General features: G+C 42.5%; 15 protein-coding genes, 1 riboswitch and 1 other annotated feature. Of the genes, 14 read left to right on the top strand and 1 reads right to left on the bottom strand.

The window, feature by feature from the left end; translation table 11 throughout:
* Positions 1-61: 61 nt before the first annotated feature.
* The 10 genes from ACSQ2E_RS12880 (at position 62) to ACSQ2E_RS12835 (ending at position 10,094) form a co-directional block, all read left to right on the top strand.
* A complete protein-coding gene (locus tag ACSQ2E_RS12880) occupies positions 62-658 on the top strand; it encodes an SCO family protein (protein WP_435991073.1) in 597 nt (198 codons plus the stop codon).
* A gap of 456 nt (positions 659-1,114) precedes the next feature.
* Positions 1,115-1,651 carry a GNAT family N-acetyltransferase gene (locus ACSQ2E_RS12875; protein ID WP_435991071.1) on the top strand — a complete coding sequence of 179 codons (537 nt, stop codon included), beginning with the start codon at positions 1,115-1,117 and terminating at the stop codon, positions 1,649-1,651.
* Between the two features lie 203 nt (positions 1,652-1,854).
* Complete coding sequence (selB, locus tag ACSQ2E_RS12870) at positions 1,855-3,744, top strand: selenocysteine-specific translation elongation factor (protein ID WP_435991069.1); 1,890 nt, start codon at positions 1,855-1,857, stop codon at positions 3,742-3,744.
* Between the two features lie 94 nt (positions 3,745-3,838).
* The gene (locus tag ACSQ2E_RS12865) at positions 3,839-4,390 is read left to right on the top strand and encodes a VanZ family protein (protein ID WP_435991068.1); all 552 of its coding nucleotides are present in this window, start codon (positions 3,839-3,841) and stop codon (positions 4,388-4,390) included.
* A gap of 590 nt (positions 4,391-4,980) precedes the next feature.
* Positions 4,981-6,189: a phospholipase D-like domain-containing protein gene (locus tag ACSQ2E_RS12860; RefSeq protein ID WP_435991067.1), complete on the top strand. Its 1,209-nt coding sequence runs from the start codon at positions 4,981-4,983 to the stop codon at positions 6,187-6,189.
* Positions 6,190-6,303: 114 nt separating this feature from the next.
* Positions 6,304-6,483, top strand: coding sequence for a hypothetical protein (locus ACSQ2E_RS12855; RefSeq protein WP_435991066.1), 180 nt, complete (start codon positions 6,304-6,306; stop codon positions 6,481-6,483).
* A 215-nt stretch (positions 6,484-6,698) separates the two neighbouring features.
* Entirely contained in the window at positions 6,699-7,355 is a 657-nt protein-coding gene (locus ACSQ2E_RS12850) for an HAD family hydrolase (RefSeq protein ID WP_435991065.1), read from the top strand.
* 23 nt (positions 7,356-7,378) lie between these two features.
* Positions 7,379-8,005 (top strand): NUDIX hydrolase, encoded by a 627-nt coding sequence (locus ACSQ2E_RS12845; RefSeq protein ID WP_435991064.1) that lies wholly within the window; start codon positions 7,379-7,381, stop codon positions 8,003-8,005.
* Between the two features lie 95 nt (positions 8,006-8,100).
* Positions 8,101-8,727, top strand: coding sequence for a metal-dependent hydrolase (locus tag ACSQ2E_RS12840; protein WP_435991062.1), 627 nt, complete (start codon positions 8,101-8,103; stop codon positions 8,725-8,727).
* A gap of 67 nt (positions 8,728-8,794) precedes the next feature.
* Positions 8,795-9,037, top strand: a binding site (T-box leader).
* 58 nt (positions 9,038-9,095) lie between these two features.
* Positions 9,096-10,094 (top strand): tryptophan--tRNA ligase, encoded by a 999-nt coding sequence (locus tag ACSQ2E_RS12835; RefSeq protein WP_435991060.1) that lies wholly within the window; start codon positions 9,096-9,098, stop codon positions 10,092-10,094.
* A gap of 85 nt (positions 10,095-10,179) precedes the next feature.
* Here the strand turns inward: ACSQ2E_RS12835 and ACSQ2E_RS12830 are convergent, their stop codons facing one another.
* On the bottom strand, positions 10,180-11,313 hold the full coding sequence (locus ACSQ2E_RS12830) for an alcohol dehydrogenase catalytic domain-containing protein (RefSeq protein WP_435991058.1): 1,134 nt from the start codon (positions 11,311-11,313) through the stop codon (positions 10,180-10,182).
* Between the two features lie 308 nt (positions 11,314-11,621).
* Positions 11,622-11,731: riboswitch (SAM riboswitch) on the top strand.
* 91 nt (positions 11,732-11,822) lie between these two features.
* Here ACSQ2E_RS12830 and ACSQ2E_RS12825 point away from each other — a divergent pair.
* Genes ACSQ2E_RS12825 through metH form a run of 4 tightly spaced genes read left to right on the top strand, consistent with a single transcriptional unit; the run spans position 11,823 to position 19,417 of the window.
* Positions 11,823-12,947, top strand: coding sequence for a methionine biosynthesis PLP-dependent protein (locus ACSQ2E_RS12825; protein WP_435991056.1), 1,125 nt, complete (start codon positions 11,823-11,825; stop codon positions 12,945-12,947).
* Positions 12,940-14,124 (top strand): cystathionine beta-lyase, encoded by a 1,185-nt coding sequence (metC, locus tag ACSQ2E_RS12820; protein ID WP_435991054.1) that lies wholly within the window; start codon positions 12,940-12,942, stop codon positions 14,122-14,124. Before ACSQ2E_RS12825 ends, metC begins: the two co-directional genes overlap by 8 nt.
* Positions 14,125-14,139: 15 nt before the next feature.
* Positions 14,140-15,990, top strand: a complete 1,851-nt coding sequence (locus ACSQ2E_RS12815) for a bifunctional homocysteine S-methyltransferase/methylenetetrahydrofolate reductase (RefSeq protein ID WP_435991052.1) — start codon at positions 14,140-14,142, stop codon at positions 15,988-15,990.
* Positions 15,971-19,417 carry a methionine synthase gene (gene metH / locus ACSQ2E_RS12810; RefSeq protein ID WP_435991050.1) on the top strand — a complete coding sequence of 1,149 codons (3,447 nt, stop codon included), beginning with the start codon at positions 15,971-15,973 and terminating at the stop codon, positions 19,415-19,417. The genes ACSQ2E_RS12815 and metH overlap by 20 nt, the downstream gene beginning before the upstream one ends.
* Positions 19,418-19,449 lie beyond the last annotated feature (32 nt).

Here is a 19,449-nt window from a genome sequence, read left to right as displayed (position 1 = left end):
TTTCCATCCTCATTTTACTAACATAGAATGGGAGAGACAGATAAAGTCGGAGGAGATAAAGATGTCAAAAACCAAAACATTCATTGTGGTGATGGTCATCATCGGGCTACTCCTTGCAGGTTGCAGCAATAGTGACTTTCAAGCAGAAACGGATTATGAAGTGAAGGAATTTACCTATACGAATCAGAATAATAAACAAGTAAGCTTAAAAGATTTAAAGGGGCAAGTTTGGATCGCCGATTTCATCTTTACCAGTTGCGAAACAGTTTGCCCTCCAATGACATTTAACTTGACAAAGCTGCAAAAGAAGTTAAAAGAAGAAGGTGTAAAAGATTATAAAATCGTTTCCTTCAGTGTTGATCCGGAAAAAGATACACCAGACGCATTAAAAGAGTACATATCAAACTTCGAAGCAGACACAAGTAAATGGGAGCTTTTGACCGGTTATGAATTCGATGAAGTGAAGGACCTTGCGGAACATTCCTTCCGTTCAATCGTAGCGGACGACCCCAATTCCGATCAGATGATTCATGGGACCAGCTTCTACCTGGTGAACCAGGAAGGAACCGTCGTTAAAACATACAGCGGCAATAGTGATGTTCCTTATGATGAAATCGTTCAGGATATGGAAACATTAATTAAGGAAGGATCTGAATAAACCCTTCTGGAGGCTGGGACATAACTAAATCCATTTCCTTTAAAGAAGAACAATCAAAAAATAGTTAGGATCACTTGTTACACCTCTTTTGATTTCCGTGCAAGACTCCGCTTTCCTCGGGCGGATGGCAAGCCTCCTCGTCGCTGTCGCTCCTGCGGGAAACGCTGGACAGGTGAGACCCCGCAGGCGAAGCCGAGGAGGCTCACCGCCAGCCCCGCGGAAAGCGAGCACCTGGAGCGGAAATCAACCACTACTTACTACCTCCAAAAGTAACAATATGTATGTACACTTCCAAATGAAAAATCCGAACGATTTCGATCTTCAAAAAAGAATTTCGAATGCTCGTTCGGATTTTATTTTAACTAAATACTTTTGTCCAAACCACTTTTTGATTTCCCATTCCAATATTAGGATGCTAACGATTATAATGGTGAAAAGGACTGGGGAGCTGAAACGATGAGAATTCGTCCGATTGAAGTGAAAGATGCTGAAAGATTAGTTGAAATCATGCGCCAAAAGAAGGTTTTACCCAATATCATCGCTTTACCAAGCTTAAGGGTAGAGAAGTTTGAATCGAGATTGAAGAACCCTTCTTCCAATCAGCATGATTTTATAGCAGAAGTGGATGGAATCGTAGTGGGGATGTGCGGATTAAGTCAAGGCCTCGGCAGGCGTGCCCACACGGGAAGTTTATTCATATTTATAGATGAGCAATATCATGGCAGGGGAATCGGCACCAGCCTCATTCAAAATGCAATCGATTTAGCGGATAACTGGTTGATGATCGAACGGATTGAGTTGACTGTCATAGACGTGAACACCAAAGCGAAAGCTTTATATGAGAAATTGGGATTTCAGAATGAAGGATTCAAACATGGCACCATTGTCCAGAATGGTCGTTTTGCGGGGGAACATTGCATGGCAAGATTTCGTCCTGGTGGTGCTGTGAAGAAGGAATATGATAATGTTAAAGAATCTACAGCTAAATTATAGGACAGCAGGTGAGCGCATATTCGAAATTCTAAGGGAATGCTGATAGTAGATATACTGATCTCATTATTCATTTTCATATGGGTGGTGAAATCCTTTTCAGATGGGGAAGTTTGGAAGGGTGTTCTGTTTGCCGTCTGTTTTGCCATCATGGCAGGAGTACTGGTATTCAGATTCAAGACGAAAAGATAGAAAGTGGTGAGAGGATGAGAAAGGACCATTATACGATTGGGATGGCCGGACATATCGATCATGGAAAAACCACTCTCACAAAGGCTCTGACGTCAGTTGACACTGATCGCCTTAAAGAAGAAAAGGAGCGCAGTATCTCAATTGAACCTGGCTTTGCCCCTCTGTATGAGGATGATACCGTAGAGATTTCTGTAGTGGATGTGCCGGGCCATGAACGCTTCATACGTCAAATGATCGCAGGTGTAGCGGGAATCGACCTTGTTGTACTCGCAGTCGCTGCAGATGAAGGAGTGATGCCTCAAACGAAAGAGCATCTTGATATTTTGTCCCTTCTTGGAATACGACTGTGCATTGTCGTCTTGACTAAAATTTCTAAAGTCGAAGAAGATTTAAGAGAGATGGCCCGGGAAGAAGTCATCGAAGAATTGAAGGACACCGTATTTGATGGCTCTACCGTTCTAGCGGCAGATGGTTTAACAGGTGAAGGAGTGACGGCACTTAAAGAAATCATCATTTCCTCCTTGAAAGGTCTTCCCTCAAGGAATACTGCCGGGGAATTTCGGTTACCTGTTGATCAAGTCTTTACAGTTAAGGGACAGGGAACCGTGGTGAGAGGAACGATTTATGAAGGAAGTCTGGAAACGGGTCAGGATCTGACCATTCTACCACATGGGATACATACGAAAGCGAAACAAATTCAGGTTCACCACCGTAAGGCAGAAAAGGGATACGCCGGTCAACGGGCTGCTGTCAATCTTCCAGGAGTGGACTATAAAACCCTTAAACGGGGAAATGTACTTGTCTCGTCCCCTCATCTATTCATGACAAACACAATTGACGTTTGCCTACAAGTGCTACCTACTGTCCGACATGGAATCAAGCAGAGAATGCGGGTCATGGTTCATACAGGAACGTCTGAGGTCCTGGGGAAGCTTATGCTCTTTGACCGAAATAAAGAGGAAGCAGGCACAAACCCCACCACGATCCTATGCCAGATTCGCCTTGATGGTTCCATCATGGTTAAACGGGGAGACCGTTTTATTGTCAGGAGACCATCACCGGTTGAAACTATGGGTGGAGGGTGGATCATTCAGCCAAACGGAGGAAATTACCGGTTTGGAGATGAAACGATTGGCTACCTTAAATCCCTGATTGAAGGAACTCCAAGTGAACGGGTACTGAGGGTACTTGATCGATATAAATCCCTTGAGAGGGAAAGTTTGAAAAAGGAAGGATCCCTTTCAGAAGAAAGGATGAGGGAATTACTCAAAGAACGGGAGTGGATTCAACTTTCTGATTCAAGCATATCCCATTCTAAAATCATGAAAGAATGCCAAAACGCGATAAAACAGTTCCTCTTGACGTTTCACGAGAAATTCCCCTTATTGAAGGGAGTCAATCGTGCAGAATTAAAGCAACACTTGTGTGAATATCCTGGAAATCTGGTAGATTATGTGTTGGAGCAAGGGAATTGGGTCCAGGGAAATGGTCTGGTTCAGTTAGCTGGCTTTACACCCCATCTGCCACCTGCATGGGAGAAGCGGTGCATTCAGCTTCTCGATTTACTGGAAAGGGACGGTACACAGGTAAGAGACATGGAAGAGTATTTTGAGAAGGTGGGAATACCGGAGAAGTGGCAATCGGACTTCACTCGTTTTTTCATACAGGAGAAGAAAATAGTACCCCTGGATGAAAAGAAAGCTTATTCCATTGGGGTGTTTAACAACGCAATCATTCTATTGAGGAAGCATACAGATGATGCATTTCAGGTAGGTGAAGCGAAAGAAGTACTGGGCTTATCCAGAAAATATATGATTCCTTTTTTAGAAAAGCTGGATAGTGAAGGGTTGACGCTTCGTATAGAAGGGAAACGACAATGGATTGGCAATATTGATAAAGAATGAGTGGGAAGGAAGTATATTTAGGTTGATCAAATTAAATAAAGTACAAATTGCTGCTATTCATTCTGTGGCATAGTAGAAAGTAGGATAGGAAATTATGAAAGAATTATGGAGCGCATTTGGCTGGGTGCTTCCGATTATGATCATTGTGACGGTTACCCTTATCTTTGCGATCTCCTTTTGGAAGAAAAGAAGGGGGAAGGGCAGGTGGCTGAACTTACTCCCTGTATTATTTACGTGTATATCAATTGGGGGCATTTGTCTAATCACCTTGACTCCCCTGGAAAATGTTTCAGAGGGGTCTGTGAATTTCGATCCTTTCTCCAATTTAAAGTTGAATTTAATTTACCGTAATCATTTGGACGTGCCGATCCGTAATCTTCTTGCCAATATTATACTGTTTATTCCCTTTACCTTCTTTCTTACCTGGTGGATGAGGCAATCGAAACAATTGATATTGATGGTCACTTTTCTTGGGGGGATCTTTTCCTTTGGAATTGAGCTTGCTCAATACTATTTGCCTTTAGGAAGAGCAACGGATATTGATGATTGGATGATGAACACAATGGGAGCGTTCATTGGTGGTATCTTATTCGTCACCGCCCGTTATTTCTATACATTGTTGAAAATCAATAAGAAAATCAAGTGAGTGGCTGGAATATAACTAATTCCACTTCAAAAGACGAACAATCAAACAATTTGTGAGGATCACTTATTACACCGCTATTGATTTCCGTGCAAGACTTCGCTTTCCTCGGGCGGAAGGCAAGCCTCCTCACAGCTCACGCTCCTGCGGGGTCTTACCTATTCCGCTTTTCCCGTAGGAGTCTTCGTCTTGCACTCCAATCAATAGCTAGATCCTGCTGTATACACTGAATATGCTTTAGGAATAATAATAAAAGGACCATTTCACCAAAGTTGTTGTTAAACATACACAGACTCAAAGCCCGAGGAGGCTCAACTCACGCCCCGCGGAAAGCGAGCACCTGCAGCGGAAATCAACCACCACTCACTCCATTAAAAGTAACAATATTTTCGTAAACTGATAAATCCGAACGAATTCGATTTTCAAAAAATGAATCTCGAATATCGTTAGGATTTTTTTAACTAAACACATTATCCCCAGTCTTTTTACTGCTTCTCATTTAGCCTGTTCATCGATAAACTTTGACAGCGAATGTATAGTCCACCCCCATAAACAAAAGCTAACAGTACGATGAAAGGGGGTGGGTGCTCGTGATGAAAAAAGCTATAAAAGTGATTATGGTCATCATCGTGTTATCTGTGATATTGTTCTTCATCATGCATTGGGATGTAAGACAAGGTGTGAAAAATTATACGAGAACCCACCCGATTACTGAAACCCTGTCAAGCAACGCTTCAATTGAAATTCTTAATACTGGAAAAAGTTTTTATGAAAACCTTTTCAATGATATAGATTCGGCTGAACATTATGTATGGATCCATTTTTTTATCATTAGGGATGACAAAGTCTCTCATGAGTTCTTTAATTTATTGATGAAAAAAGCTCAAAAGGGTGTGGATGTCCGCTTATCTGTAGACTTTCTTGGGTCGGACATCCCTCCGAAGAACATCAAGAGAATGGAAAAGGCCGGAGTAAAGATTACGAAAAGCAGACCACTTTCACTTAAGAATATTTTCTATTCCCTTCACCACCGGAACCATCGCAGGCTTATTTCCATAGATGACAACATTGCCTATATTGGAGGATTCAACATGGGGGAAGAATATCTGGGGAAAGATCCAAAGCTTGGCTACTGGAGGGATTATCATATCCGGTTGGCAGGCGATGCGGGAAAAGAAGTATATAAGCAGTTCAAAAGAGATTGGACTGAGGACGGTGGCGAGGAAATAAAGAGTGATCTAACCCCATACACGTCAGCCAGCACTGAAGGTAGTGTCCATTTCATCTTCTCTACTGGAGACCCTCTCATTGAAAGAACCATTGATTGGATAAATGAAGCAGAAAAGAGTGTGACCATCACAACCCCATACTTTATCCCAAATAATAAGCTCATCACTGCATTGAAAGAAGCATTGAAGAGAGGGGTCGAAGTGAATATCCTTGTACCGGATGATACGGATGCCTGGTTCACCAAACCCTCAAGCTACAGGATAGAAAAGAGCCTTTTAAAAGAAGGAGTGCATCTATATCTATATCAGAAGGGGTTTTTTCACGGCAAGGTGATGGTTGTTGATCATGCCTGGGCGGACGTGGGGACAGCCAATTGGGATCCGCGCAGCTTTTACTTAAATGATGAGAGCAACTGCATCATTCGGGATGAGGAAGTAGCGAGACATTTGGAATCCCTTATCAAAGAGGATATGAAGGATAGTGAAAAGGTGACCAGGAGAGATTTTGATGAACTGCCATTCTGGGAAAAACCCTTACAGAAGACACCACACTGGCTTTATTATTACTTTTAGTCGCGTCTTGATTGAAGGTGTACGAATGTAAAAATTTTTGTTGAATAAGAAAATATGGTAAAGTGTTCTCATATAGTTTAGATGTAAACACCTTATTTAAGAAAGGGATTGTCCATGAGCGAGCTCTTGTTTATAGCTTTGTTTGTTCTTTCGTTAATGGCATTTGCGTTTTTTAATGTGTCAAAGAAGAAACATGTTTCAAAGAATCACAGGTCGATAGCAGTCACAATTGTCATCTTCTCTGTGATCGGCATGATGTTGGCGGTCCTTCTTTACCTTCCGAACGCTTCTTAGAAAACGGAGAATACTGTAAAAGCAAAAGACACAAGAGGAAGGTCTCACGTGTCTTTTTTTATGCCTCTGTATGGTGAACCTAAGTAATTCTTATAGATTGTTTGCTTCTCAGTGGGCATAAATTTGATATGATTAGTATGGCTTTGTTAAAGCTCGGGGAAAGATCAAATCATCATGGAGACTGACTGTGCGTATGGCAATAAAGGAGAATACAGATGAAAGCAGCAATGATTTTTGATATGGATGGTACATTATTTCAAACAGACCGTATACTTGAGGCTTCACTTCATGATACCTTTCAATTACTTAGAGACGAAGAGAAGTGGGAGGGGGATACGCCTCTCGAAACATACAGAGATATTATGGGAGTCCCCCTTACGGATGTGTGGAAGACTCTATTGCCCCTGCATCCCACTCATGTACATGAGAGAGTAAATGATGTATTTCAGGATAAATTGATTCAAAACATTTTGGGTGGAATGGGTGCCCTCTATCCCCATACCGAGGACCTCTTATCTTATTTGGCCGAAAGGGGATTCCCGATTTTTGTGGCAAGTAACGGCTATCCCCGTTATCTCGAAACAATCGTGGAATATTACGCGTTGGATCGATGGATTATATCCTCCTATAGTATTGAGGATATTGATTCTGTGGATAAGGGTGAACTAATACGGAAAGTGAAGGCAGATCATCATCTCAGTCACGGAATTGTGATTGGAGACAGACGATCGGACTTCAAAGGAGCCGAGGCGAATGAGTTTCTTTCCATCGGATGTGCTTTTGATTTTTCACAGGAAAATGAATTGCGTGAAGCCGATGTAGTGGTCGATGATTTGATAGAAATCAGAGACTATTTGGAGAAAGTGAAATGAAATAAGAGAGCAGGAGTGATCAGGTGGAGCAGGAAAAACTGGCCATTTTGAATGAAACCGGAGAAAGAATAGGGGTTGGTAGCCGTTCGGAGGTCCACGCGAAAGGGTATTGGCACGAGACCTTTCACTGCTGGTTTGCTCGTTATGATACCGACTTGAAGGAAACCTTCATCTATTTTCAATTAAGAAGTGACACCAAGAAGGATTTTCCTGGACTTTTGGACATTACGGCCGCCGGACATATTTTGTTCGATGAAAAGATTGAAGACGGTGTGAGGGAAGTTCATGAAGAGCTGGGAATCAAGGTGCTGTTTGAGGAATTGGAAGATCTGGGGATTGTAAAAGAGGAACTCATTCAAGAAGGTATGATAGACAGGGAGCATACCAATGTGTTCCTTTATACGAACCCGGTCTCATACGAGGAATTTCAGCTTCAGCCTGAGGAAGTCACAGGGATCTTCCGTTCTACCCTGGCCGATTTCAAATCGCTGATTCAACATGATAAAGCCCAAATCGAATTGGAAGGATTTATTGTCCAAAAAGAAGGGATTAAGAAATATACAGGCCACAAGGTGGGTTATCAACATTTCGTCCCGCATGAAAGGTCCTATCTTTTAGAAATCATTGATCGAATAGAACGGAAAATGTAAGAAAGTAATGCCTCTATCCCATAGTCAGAATGAATAATAAAGGCTATCATGAATATCTGATACTTACATATTGAGATAGGGAGTAGGAGTTAAAATTGAACGGTACAGCGCATATGGCAATTGGAGCAGCAACAGGTTTTATTGTGGCGAACTCATTTGGATCAAGCCCCGGTACGACAGCGTCACTTGTAGCAATTGGAGGGGTATCCGGACTCATGCCGGATTTGGATATTGACGGAAAGCTTAGTAACAAAGTTACTTTCTCCCCCAAAATGATCAGGTCGGTGGCGCAAATCATCGGCTTTCTCATGATGGTGTACAGCTACATTGAAGGCAGTGGGAAAGAAAGGTGGCTTGGGATTGGGTATGGGGCAGGAATGATGTTTCTCACAAGCTTCATTACCCAGAGAAGGATGCTGATGATTACTGGCATAGGTGTGACGGCATGTGGCTGGCAATTGAATGAAATATGGTTATGGTTGCTGGGCATATATATATTTATTGCTTCATTCGTGTCACATCGCAGTTATACTCACTCCGTACTAGGATTGATATATTTTGGCATCATCGCTCGTTATCTCGAGTCTTCTATCATGATGGATGGAGTATTTGAAGCATGTGTCATCGGATATGCGAGTCATTTAATCGCGGATATGAAGTTTCTTCCTTTCAATAAAAGAGGCATAAAGCTCTTCCTTCCTCTTTCGTCCAAAGAAATGTAAAATGTGTTCTATACCTACTTGACCATTATTTCCCTATACATTAAAATAATGGAAACACTATAAATGGGTATGTGCGATGAAGAAGAAGAGTAGACGATCGAAACATTTAAGAGAGCTGATGGCGGGTGAGAATCAGTATGGTAAAATCGTTGAATGGGCTTTTGAGCATCCAGGCTGAAATGAAGTAGGTTTTGGCGGAAGGTCTCACCGATATAAGAGACAATGTATCGAAGGCGACTTCTGTACAGATGAGTGCGTTTACTAAAGGGTAAGCGAATGAAGGTGGCACCCCGGGTTTCCCGTCCTTTTTTAGAGGATGGGAAGCCCTTTTTGTGTTTTTATCATTTTTAATGGAGGGTATAATGGGGATGAATAAACAAGTTCTGACTGGTATCAAACCAACTGGTCGTATACATTTAGGGAATTATATTGGTGCGATTAAACCGGCATTGGGATTGGCAGGGAACCAATCTTATAACACCGCTTATTTTGTTGCAGATTATCATGGTTTAACAAAGATCCATGATCCACTCGCAATGAAAGAACTTTCTTATGGGGTAGCGGCAGCGTGGTTAGCTTTAGGGTTGAATCCAGATCGAGCGATTTTTTACCGTCAATCTGATGTTCCTGAAATCTTTGAATTAAGCTGGATTCTTTCCTGCTTTGCACCAAAAGGATTAATGAACCGGGCTCATGCGTATAAATCTATGGTTGGAGATAATCAAAATGATGGCAGAGAAGTGGATTCTGGAGTCAACATGGGAGTTTTTACCTACCCGATATTGATGGCGGCGGATATCCTTTTATTTCAAACTGAATTGGTTCCGGTTGGAAAGGATCAAATTCAGCATGTTGAAATTGCCAGGGATTTAGCAGAAAGTTTTAATAAACAATATGGTGAAACATTTGTTCTTCCCGAGTATGTCATACAGGAAGAGACGTCTGTCCTCCCGGGACTTGATGGACGAAAGATGAGTAAAAGCTATAACAATACAATCCCATTATTCGAGGAACCAAAAAAGCTTCGAAAACTAATCAATAAAATAAAAACGGATTCCTCTCTTCCCGAAGAACCAAAGGATCCCGGCTCATCTGTTATTTTTTCGTTATACAAAGAATTCGCGTCGTCAGATCAAACCGAAATAATGAGAAAGAGGTTTCACTCCGGAATTGGCTGGGGTGAAGCAAAAGCAGAATTGTTTTCTGTGATGAACTCATTTATGAAAGAACCCCGTGACATGTACAACGAATTGGTAAGTGACACAGAGGCAATTGATCAAATTCTACTAAATGGTGCTGAAAAGGCAAGAAAAAAAATCACTCCTTTTATGAGGGAAATCAAACAAAAGATTGGTTTGTATCATTGATTGATACAATTAATTAAATAAATGTAACAAATGAAAACATTGGAAAAGCCGCATTTTGTCAGAATGCGGCTTTTCTTCCCACTTTTTAAGGTTTGAGTATTACTTTAATATTTCCATCGGACTTCTTATCAAAAATATCATACCCTTTTGCCGCTTCTTCAATTGAAAAGGTATGGGTGATGATGTCGGTAGGGTCAAATTGGTTCTCTTCGATCATATGGTATAATTTTGGCATCAGATGAATTACAGGTGCTTGTCCCATTTTAATGGAAACATTCCGGCTGAAAAAGTCCCCTAGAGGAAATCGATTTGCTTCTGTTGCATATACGCCAGTCAATTGGACAGTTCCGAACTTCCGAACCGCTTCTGAGGCTGTCTTGATCGGACTTATGGTCCCAAATTGATTATCAAAGTCAGAACCGAACGATTCATTTGGCTGAACGGTCCCATCCATTCCCACACAGTCTATCACAACATCAGCTCCCCCTTTAGTTTCTTCATGCAGGAGCGACCCGATATCGCTATGATTTTGAAAGTTGAATATTTCTGCTTGGTTGGTACGTTTAGCATGCGCAAGTCTATGATCTACCTGGTCTACTGCGATGACTCTTTCGGCGCCTTTCAATTTAGCGAATTTCTGGGCCATCAATCCAATTGGACCGCTACCTAATACAATGACCGTATCGCCTTTTTTTACACCACTGTTTTCTACGCTCCAGTAAGCAGTGGGTATTACATCGGAAAGGAAGAGAACACTTTCATCCTCCAGCTGACTTGAATCAGGGACTTTAAACGATGTGAAGTCTGCATACGGTACCCGCAGATACTCCGCCTGACCACCCGGGTATCCACCAAACATCTCAGTGAATCCGAAAAGACCGCCCACTTCTCCATGGGGATTGGACTCATCACATTGACTTTCCATTTGGTTCTCACAGAAAAAACATTTCCCACAGCCAATATTAAAAGGAATAACCACACGATCCCCTTTTTTAAGGGTTTTCACTTCCGATCCCACCTCTTCGACAATACCCATCGGTTCATGTCCCACAACATAATCTTGTTGCGGTTTTATTCCTCCCTTGTATAAATGTAAATCTGAACCGCAAATTCCGCTTGCAGTAATCCTTACGATGATGTCAGTATTTACTTGAATTTCTGGATTCGCTACTTCTTTCACGACCATCTTTTCTTTTCCTTGGAACGTAACGCCCTTCACTCTCATCACTCCTGTAAATTTTGTAAGATTCTTCTATGTGTTTAAACTCTTTTTGAGTGAGCTAAACATCAAGTCGTCCCAATTTTGAAAAACTGAATAAAGCGATGAGGAAGTCTTATTAGAAAATCTTGTTTAAACAGTGTTCCATCAATTATTAATTGGATTTAATTACCACTATTTATTCAAGCGTCCGTACCGATGGGATTTTAAATAAATAAAAAAATAAATTTAAAATTCTTACTTTTCATTGACAGTCTTCTATGTTTGGTATAAGTTATGGGAAAGTATTTTTTAAAAATTCATATTGTTTCTTATCAAGAGAGGTAGAGGGACTGGCCCGAAGACACCTCAGCAACCAGCCACAGTTACAGGTATGGTGCTAATTCCAGCAAGTTGATGTCAACTTGGACGATAAGAGGGAGAACGAACGTATAAAACCTTCTTATTTTCATAAGAAGGTTTTTTTGTTTTTCCCCTTTTCATTTTCTAGGGAAGAAAAGGAGAGAAGAATGTTGAAAAAACATATTGATACATTGCTTGTTCAGGCAGGCAATCGGAAGGATCCTGTTACTGGTGCCGTAAGCCTTCCCATTCATCTATCGACAGCATATGAACATAAAGGGATCGGTGAATCAACCGGTTATGATTATACGAGAACAGGTAATCCAACCAGGGCGACCCTTGAAGAAACATTGGCTCAATTGGAAGAGGGGCATAAAGGATTTGCATTCAGTTCGGGAATGGCTGCGATTCAGGCTATCCTGGGTTTATTCTCAAGTGGGGATGAATTGATTGTATCGAAGGATCTTTACGGAGGAAGCTACCGTTTATTTGTACAGTATGAAGCCCAATATAATATCAAATTTCATTTTGTAGATACAAGTGATGCTGACTCTATTAACGTACAAATTACGAAGCGGACGAAGGCTATATTTCTTGAAACACCAACCAACCCATTAATGAATGAAGCAAGTATTTCTGAGGTTGCCGGGATTTCAAAGGCGAATGGACTGCTCTTGGTCGTCGATAACACCTTCTATACACCTGTCCTCCAAAAACCGCTCAAAGAGGGTGCGGACCTGGTTATCCATAGCGCCACCAAATACTTAGGCGGCCATAATGACGTTCTGGCTGGAGTGGTTGTTGTAAACACAGAGGACTTAGCTGAAAGAATTTACACGATTCAAAATTCAATCGGTGCAGTGCTCTCACCATTTGATTGTTGGCTCTTAATACGAGGGATGAAAACCCTTAGCCTCAGAATGGCTCAGCATGAAAAAAATGCAGGGAGATTAGCCCAATATCTTGAAGGGCATGATTGTGTAACGGACGTCTTATATCCGGGGAAAGGAGGCATGCTTTCCTTTCGCATTGGTAAGGAAGAATGGGTCGGTCCCTTCCTACAAAATCTGAACCTTATTACATTTGCAGAAAGTTTAGGAGGAGTTGAAAGCTTTATCACCTATCCCGCCACCCAGACACATGCCGACATTCCTGAAGAAGAACGAAAAAGACTTGGTATCTGCAACAGACTACTCAGATTTTCTGTAGGAATTGAATTTATCGATGACCTGATTGAAGATTTGGAGAATGTTTTTCATCAATTGGAAAAAGAGGTGTTAACGTATGAGTAAAAAGCCATTTTCACTTCAGACGTCACTCATTCATTCCCGGGGATTTGATAAAGGGACAGGAGCTGTTTCTACTCCGATTCATCATGCTACAACTTTTCATCAACAGAATTTTGATCAATATGGAACGTATGATTACAGCCGTTCAGGGAATCCAACAAGGGAAACAGTCGAAGAAACGATAGCGGAATTAGAAGGCGGGGTAAGGGGCTTTGCCTTTTCATCCGGTATGGCGGCCATCTCAACAAGCTTTCTTTTGTTATCGAGTGGGGATCATGTTCTCGTATCGGAAGAAGTATATGGGGGGACCTACAGGATGATCACAGAAGTCCTTACTAAGTTTGATATAGAATACTCTTTTGTGAATATGAAGGATTTGCATGAAGTGGCTTGTGCAATTAAGCACAATACGAAGGTGATTTATATGGAAACTCCTTCGAACCCGTTATTGAATATTACCGATATTGAAGGGGTCGTGAAGCTTGCCAAGGCAAATGACTGTTTAACGTTTCTTGATAATACATTCATGACGCCACTGTTGCAAAGACCAATCAGTTTCGGGGTGGATGTTGTCCTTCACAGTGCGACGAAGTTTCTTGCCGGACATAGTGACGTCTTAGCGGGGCTTGCGGTAACAGGAAATGAAGAGATTGCCGGGAAACTTGCTTTTCTGCAGAATTCGTTTGGGGCGGTGCTCGGGGTACAGGATTGCTGGTTGCTCTTAAGAGGGCTGAAAACATTGCATGTTCGATTGAAGGAATCATCAGAGTCGGCTTATAAGATTGCAAGCTTTTTAGAAGGTAGAAAGGAAGTAGAAGAAGTATATTATCCGGGCTTGAGTTATCATCACGGTCGTGAAATTCAAGTTCGGCAGGCAGAGGGTCCCGGAGCGGTTCTTTCCTTCCGGTTAAAAGGGGAAGAGGAAGTGAAGCAACTCATCAAACATGTAAACATCCCCGTATTCGCCGTCAGTTTAGGAGCTGTTGAATCGATTTTATCCTATCCATCGAGAATGTCACATGCTTCTATGCCTAAAGCCGAAAGGGAAAGAAGAGGGATTACAGATGGATTATTGCGCTTATCCGTTGGTCTTGAAAACGCGGATGAATTAATTAAGGATCTACAAAACGGTTTAGAGAGTATACAAAAAATCAATCGAAACAACGTGATAAATTTGTAAAGAGGAGGGAGCGTCATGAAGCCGTTGCCGGAAGCATTAAAAGAGAGAATCTTGATTGCAGATGGAGCAATTGGAACATTGTTATATTCCTATGGAGTGGACAGATGCTTTGAAGAACTGAATCTTTCTCACCCAAATGAAGTGTTGAAAGTCCATAAAGAGTATATCGATGCAGGAGCAGATATCATTCAGACCAATACGTATGGAGCCAATTATCAAAAGCTTTCAAGATACGGACTCGAGGATTCGGTTAAGGAAATCAATACAGCTGCTGTTCGTCTGGCAAGAAAAGCAGCTGGAGAAAACACCTATATCCTTGGAACCATCGGGGGGATCAGGGGTATAAAACAAAATGTGTCTCTGGAAGAGATTAAAAGAAGCTTCCGGGAACAGCTTTACTGCTTATTATTAGAGGGGGTTGATGGCATTCTTCTGGAAACCTATTATGATTTCGAGGAACTGACCACCGTTCTTAGCATCGCTAAACGAGAAGCGGATATTCCCCTCATTGCTCAAGTTTCCCTGCATGAAACGGGAGTCCTTCAAAATGGAATGGAAATCAAAGACGCTCTTCAACAATTGGAGTTATTGGGGGCCGATGTTGTCGGCATCAATTGCCGGATGGGGCCATTTCACATGGTGAATTCATTAGAGGAAGTCCCCTTGCCGAAAAGGGCATTTCTATCCGTCTTTCCAAATGCGAGTCTCCCTAACTATGAAGAAGGTCGATTCTATTACTCTGCTGAGCCTGATTACTTTGGGGATATGAGCAATGAATTGCGGATCCAGGGTGCGAGAATCATTGGGGGTTGTTGTGGAACCACACCCGATCACATTCGTTCTGTAGCTTCAAGGTTGAAAAGCCGGGAGCCGGTGAAAGAAAAAGAAGTAAAAAAGAAAAAAGTAGTTCAGTTATCTTCACCATCCATCAGGGGAAGCTTGCTGCATGAGCAAGTAAGAGAAAAGAAAACCATTATCGTTGAACTCGATCCACCGAAGCATCTCGACACGAAATTGTTCTTCCAAGGGGCGTCGGCACTTAAGGAAACAGGCATTGACGCACTCACCCTTGCTGACAACCCGCTGGCAACGCCGCGTATTAGCAATGACGCGATCGGGAGTCTGGTCAAGTCGAAATACGATCTTACACCACTCGTTCATATCACTTGCCGTGACCGAAACCTGATTGGACTTCAATCCCATTTAATGGGCTTGCACACATTAGGAATACACAATCTATTAGCGATAACGGGTGACCCTGCAAAGATCGGGGATTTTCCAGGTGCTGCATCCGTTTATGATCTTTCTTCCCTGGAACTTATTGAACTCATTAAACAGAATAATGAGGGAATATCGTTTTCCGGTAAATCACTCCGGGAACGCACTCAATTTTCAGTGGGGGCAGCCTTTAATCCGAACTTCCGTCATTTAGACGCTTCTGTAAAAAGGCTTGAAAAGAAAAAGAAAGCCGGTGCCGACTATTTCATTTCTCAACCGATCTTTGGGAATGAACAGCTGATACAAATCCATGAAGCGACAAAGCATCTGGATGTTCCGGTTTTCATCGGAATCATGCCGTTGATCAGCTCAAGAAATGCAGAATTTCTCCACCATGAAGTGCCTGGTATCAATGTACCGGAAGAAACGAGGCAAAGAATGAAGGAAGCTGGAAGTGATCCTGTCATTGCTAGAACAGTCGGAATGGAGATAGCCAAAGATTTGCTGGATACAGCATTAGAACTATTTAATGGCATTTATCTCATCACACCTTTTTTACGATATGATATGAGCATTGAACTGATTCATCATATTCAAGAGAAAACCAACACTGAAAGAGAGGTTCCCTATGGCCATCACATTGTTTGAAGAACAGCTTAGAAAAAAAATACTCGTACTTGATGGAGCAATGGGGACGATGCTTCAACAAGCAAATTTATCCCCGGAGGATTTCGGAGGGAAAGAACTTGAAGGATGTAATGAAAATCTTGTCTTGACAGCGCCGGAGGTAATCTATGAGATCCATATGGAATATTTGAAAGCAGGGGCTGATATGATTGAAACGAATACCTTTGGCGCAACCCCCATCGTACTCGACGAATATGATTTAGGCTATAAAGCATACGAAATCAACAAAGTAGCAGCTGAAATCGCCAGAAAAGCAGTAGATGATGTCTCAACTCACGAGTGGCCAAGGTTCGTTGCGGGATCGCTTGGTCCAACTACTAAAACGTTATCCGTAACAGGAGGAGTAAGCTTTGATGAACTGGCAGACAACTACCGTGTTCAAGCAGAAGGCCTTCTCGATGGAGGGGCTGATGTGCTCTTACTTGAAACAAGTCAGGATGCTTTAAACGTAAAAGCAGCGAACCTCGGAATTCGAACGGCTTTCGAATCCAGAGGAAAAGAAATCCCGATTTTATTATCCGGAACCATTGAACCTATGGGCACGACACTGGCCGGGCAATCAATCGAATCATTTTATCTATCCCTTGAACATTTAAACCCTTTGGTCGTTGGTCTGAACTGTGCAACGGGGCCTGAATTTATGCGTGACCACATCCGTTCGTTATCGGGTTTAGCCACTACCTATGTAAGCTGTTACCCGAATGCCGGACTCCCAGATGAAGAAGGGAATTATAATGAAACAGCAGATTCCCTCAGTGTAAAGATGAAAGGTTTCGCGGAGAAAGGTTGGCTGAATCTTGTAGGAGGGTGCTGTGGTACAACACCGGAGCATATTCGCGCCCTTTCAGATGTCGTGAAGGAATTCCCGCCCCGTACACCGAAAGAATCTCATCCCCATGCGGTGTCTGGAATTGAAGCTTTCGTCTATGAGGATGAAGACAGAAGACCGATTCTGGTCGGAGAACGGACGAATGTCATCGGTTCAAGAAAATTCAAACGATTGATTGCAGAGAATAAGATAGAGGAAGCGTCAGAGATTGCCAGGGCGCAGGTGAAAAATGGGGCTCAGGTAATCGATATCTGCCTTGCCGACCCCGATCGTGAAGAAGTAGAGGACATGAATGTTTTTATTCAGGAAGTTGTGAAGAAAGTAAAAGTTCCACTTGTCATCGATTCAACGGATGAGAAGGTGCTTGAGGCCGCTTTGAAATTTTCTCAAGGAAAAGTGATCATTAACTCAATTAATCTCGAAGACGGAGAAGAGAGATTTGCGAAGGTCGCTAAACTGATGAATGCCTTCGGAGCGGCAGTGGTGGTCGGGACGATTGATGAAAAGGGCATGGGTGTATCAGTAGAACGAAAGGTTGACATTGCCCTTCGTTCCCATAGACTGTTAACGGAGAAATATGGGATAGCTTCTGAAGACATCATCTTTGACCCTCTCGTATTCCCTGTCGGTACGGGGGATCAGCAATATATAGGATCAGCCAATAGCACCGTGGAAGGGATTAAGAAGATTAAAGAAGCCTTGCCTGATTGCCCTCATATACTTGGGGTCAGCAATGTTTCATTCGGGCTGCCCCCTGTCGGAAGGGAAGTCCTCAATGCTGTGTATCTTTACCACTGTACAAAGGCTGGCCTCGACTATGCCATAGTCAACACGGAAAAGCTAGAGCGCTTTGCCTCTATTCCTCAAGAAGAAGTCCGAATGGCTGAGAAACTCTTATTTGAGACGACGGATGAAACCCTTGCTGAATTCACAGCATTTTATAGGGGGAAAAAGAAAGAAGTAAAGGCTCCTGTAAATACAATGACCTTAGAAGAACGATTGTCTCATTATGTAGTCGAAGGGACGAAGGAAGGGTTGATAGCCGATTTAACTCTTGCCTTGGAAAAATATAACGCTCCCCTTGATATCATCAATGGTCCCCTTATGGCAGGAATGAGCGAAGTTGGAAGATTATTTAATGATAACCAGCTGATTGTTGCCGAGGTATTACAGAGTGCCGAGGTCATGAAAGCGTCCGTCGCTCATCTGGAACCATATATGGAACAAACGGAAAGTTCCTCTTCCAAGGGCAAAGTAATTTTAGCTACGGTTAAGGGGGATGTTCATGATATCGGTAAAAATCTTGTTGATATCATCCTCACTAATAATGGGTATGAAGTGATTGATTTAGGCATTAAAGTAACTCCACAAGAACTGATTGGGGTCATACGGGAAGAAAAGCCTGACATCGTAGGTTTATCCGGTCTCCTGGTGAAGTCTGCTCAACAAATGGTCATCACGGCTCAAGATTTAAAGCAGTCTGATATTTCGGTTCCTCTTGTAGTTGGGGGAGCAGCACTCACCAGAAAGTTCACTACAAACAAAATCGGCAAGGAATACGATGGTCTGGTCCTTTATGCGAAGGATGCAATGGATGGATTGAGTATCATGAATGGACTTCAGCATGAAGAAACAAGACTGCAACTGGAAGAGGAATACCGGGAGAAACGAAGCACACACCTATTACATGAAGAATCGTCTAGTCGAAAGACATCTGCCGTTGCAGTGAAAGCACGTTCCGCCGTCTCAAAGGAAGTTAAGGTTTATGTTCCACCAGACTTGAAACCTCATACCATAAATGAATTTTCACTGGATCAAATCCACCCCTACATCAATCAGCAAATGCTTCTTGGTCATCACTTGGGGATTAAAGGGAAAGTCTCAAGATTGCTGGAAGAAGGGGACGAACGAACCATCCGCCTGAAAGCGGTGACGGATGAGTTGTACCAAAAGGCAAAAAGGCAAGGAATGATCCATGCATCTGCACGATATCAATTCTTTCCTGCCCAGTCCGATGGTGATGATGTTGTTATTTATCACCCGGAAGATTCATCAACAGAAGTGGAACGATTTCGCTTTCCGAGACAATCAGGGAATCAGCATCTTTGTTTAGCGGATTACTTGAAATCGGTTGAAAGTGGGGAAATGGATTACGTCGGATTCTTCGCCGTAACGGCCGGTGTGAAAATCAGGCAGTGGGCAAAGGAGTTAAAAGAAGAAGGAAGTTTCCTGGAAAGTCACGCATTGCAGGCTATTGCCTTGGAAACAGCAGAAGGACTGGCTGAAAGAGTCCATGAAATGATGAGAAGCAGGTGGGGCTTTCCAGATCCCGTAGACTTTACGATGCAGGATAGGTTCCGAACCCACTATCAAGGCCAACGTTTTTCATTTGGGTACCCCGCGTGTCCCGAACTTGAGGATCAGAAGAAGCTTTTTAAGCTTATCGAACCTGAAAAAATCGGGATCCAACTAACAGACGGATGCATGATGGAACCTGAAGCATCGGTAACAGCGATGGTCTTCGCTCATCCGGAAGCAAGATATTTTAATGTATTATAATTCTCCAATTATAAAGGCAACTTCCATAATGC

Source organism: Rossellomorea sp. LjRoot5, assembly GCF_964253455.1.
In the GTDB taxonomy this organism is placed as follows: Bacteria; Bacillota; Bacilli; order Bacillales; family Bacillaceae_B; genus Rossellomorea.
This window is presented reverse-complemented; position numbering and strand designations above follow the sequence as displayed.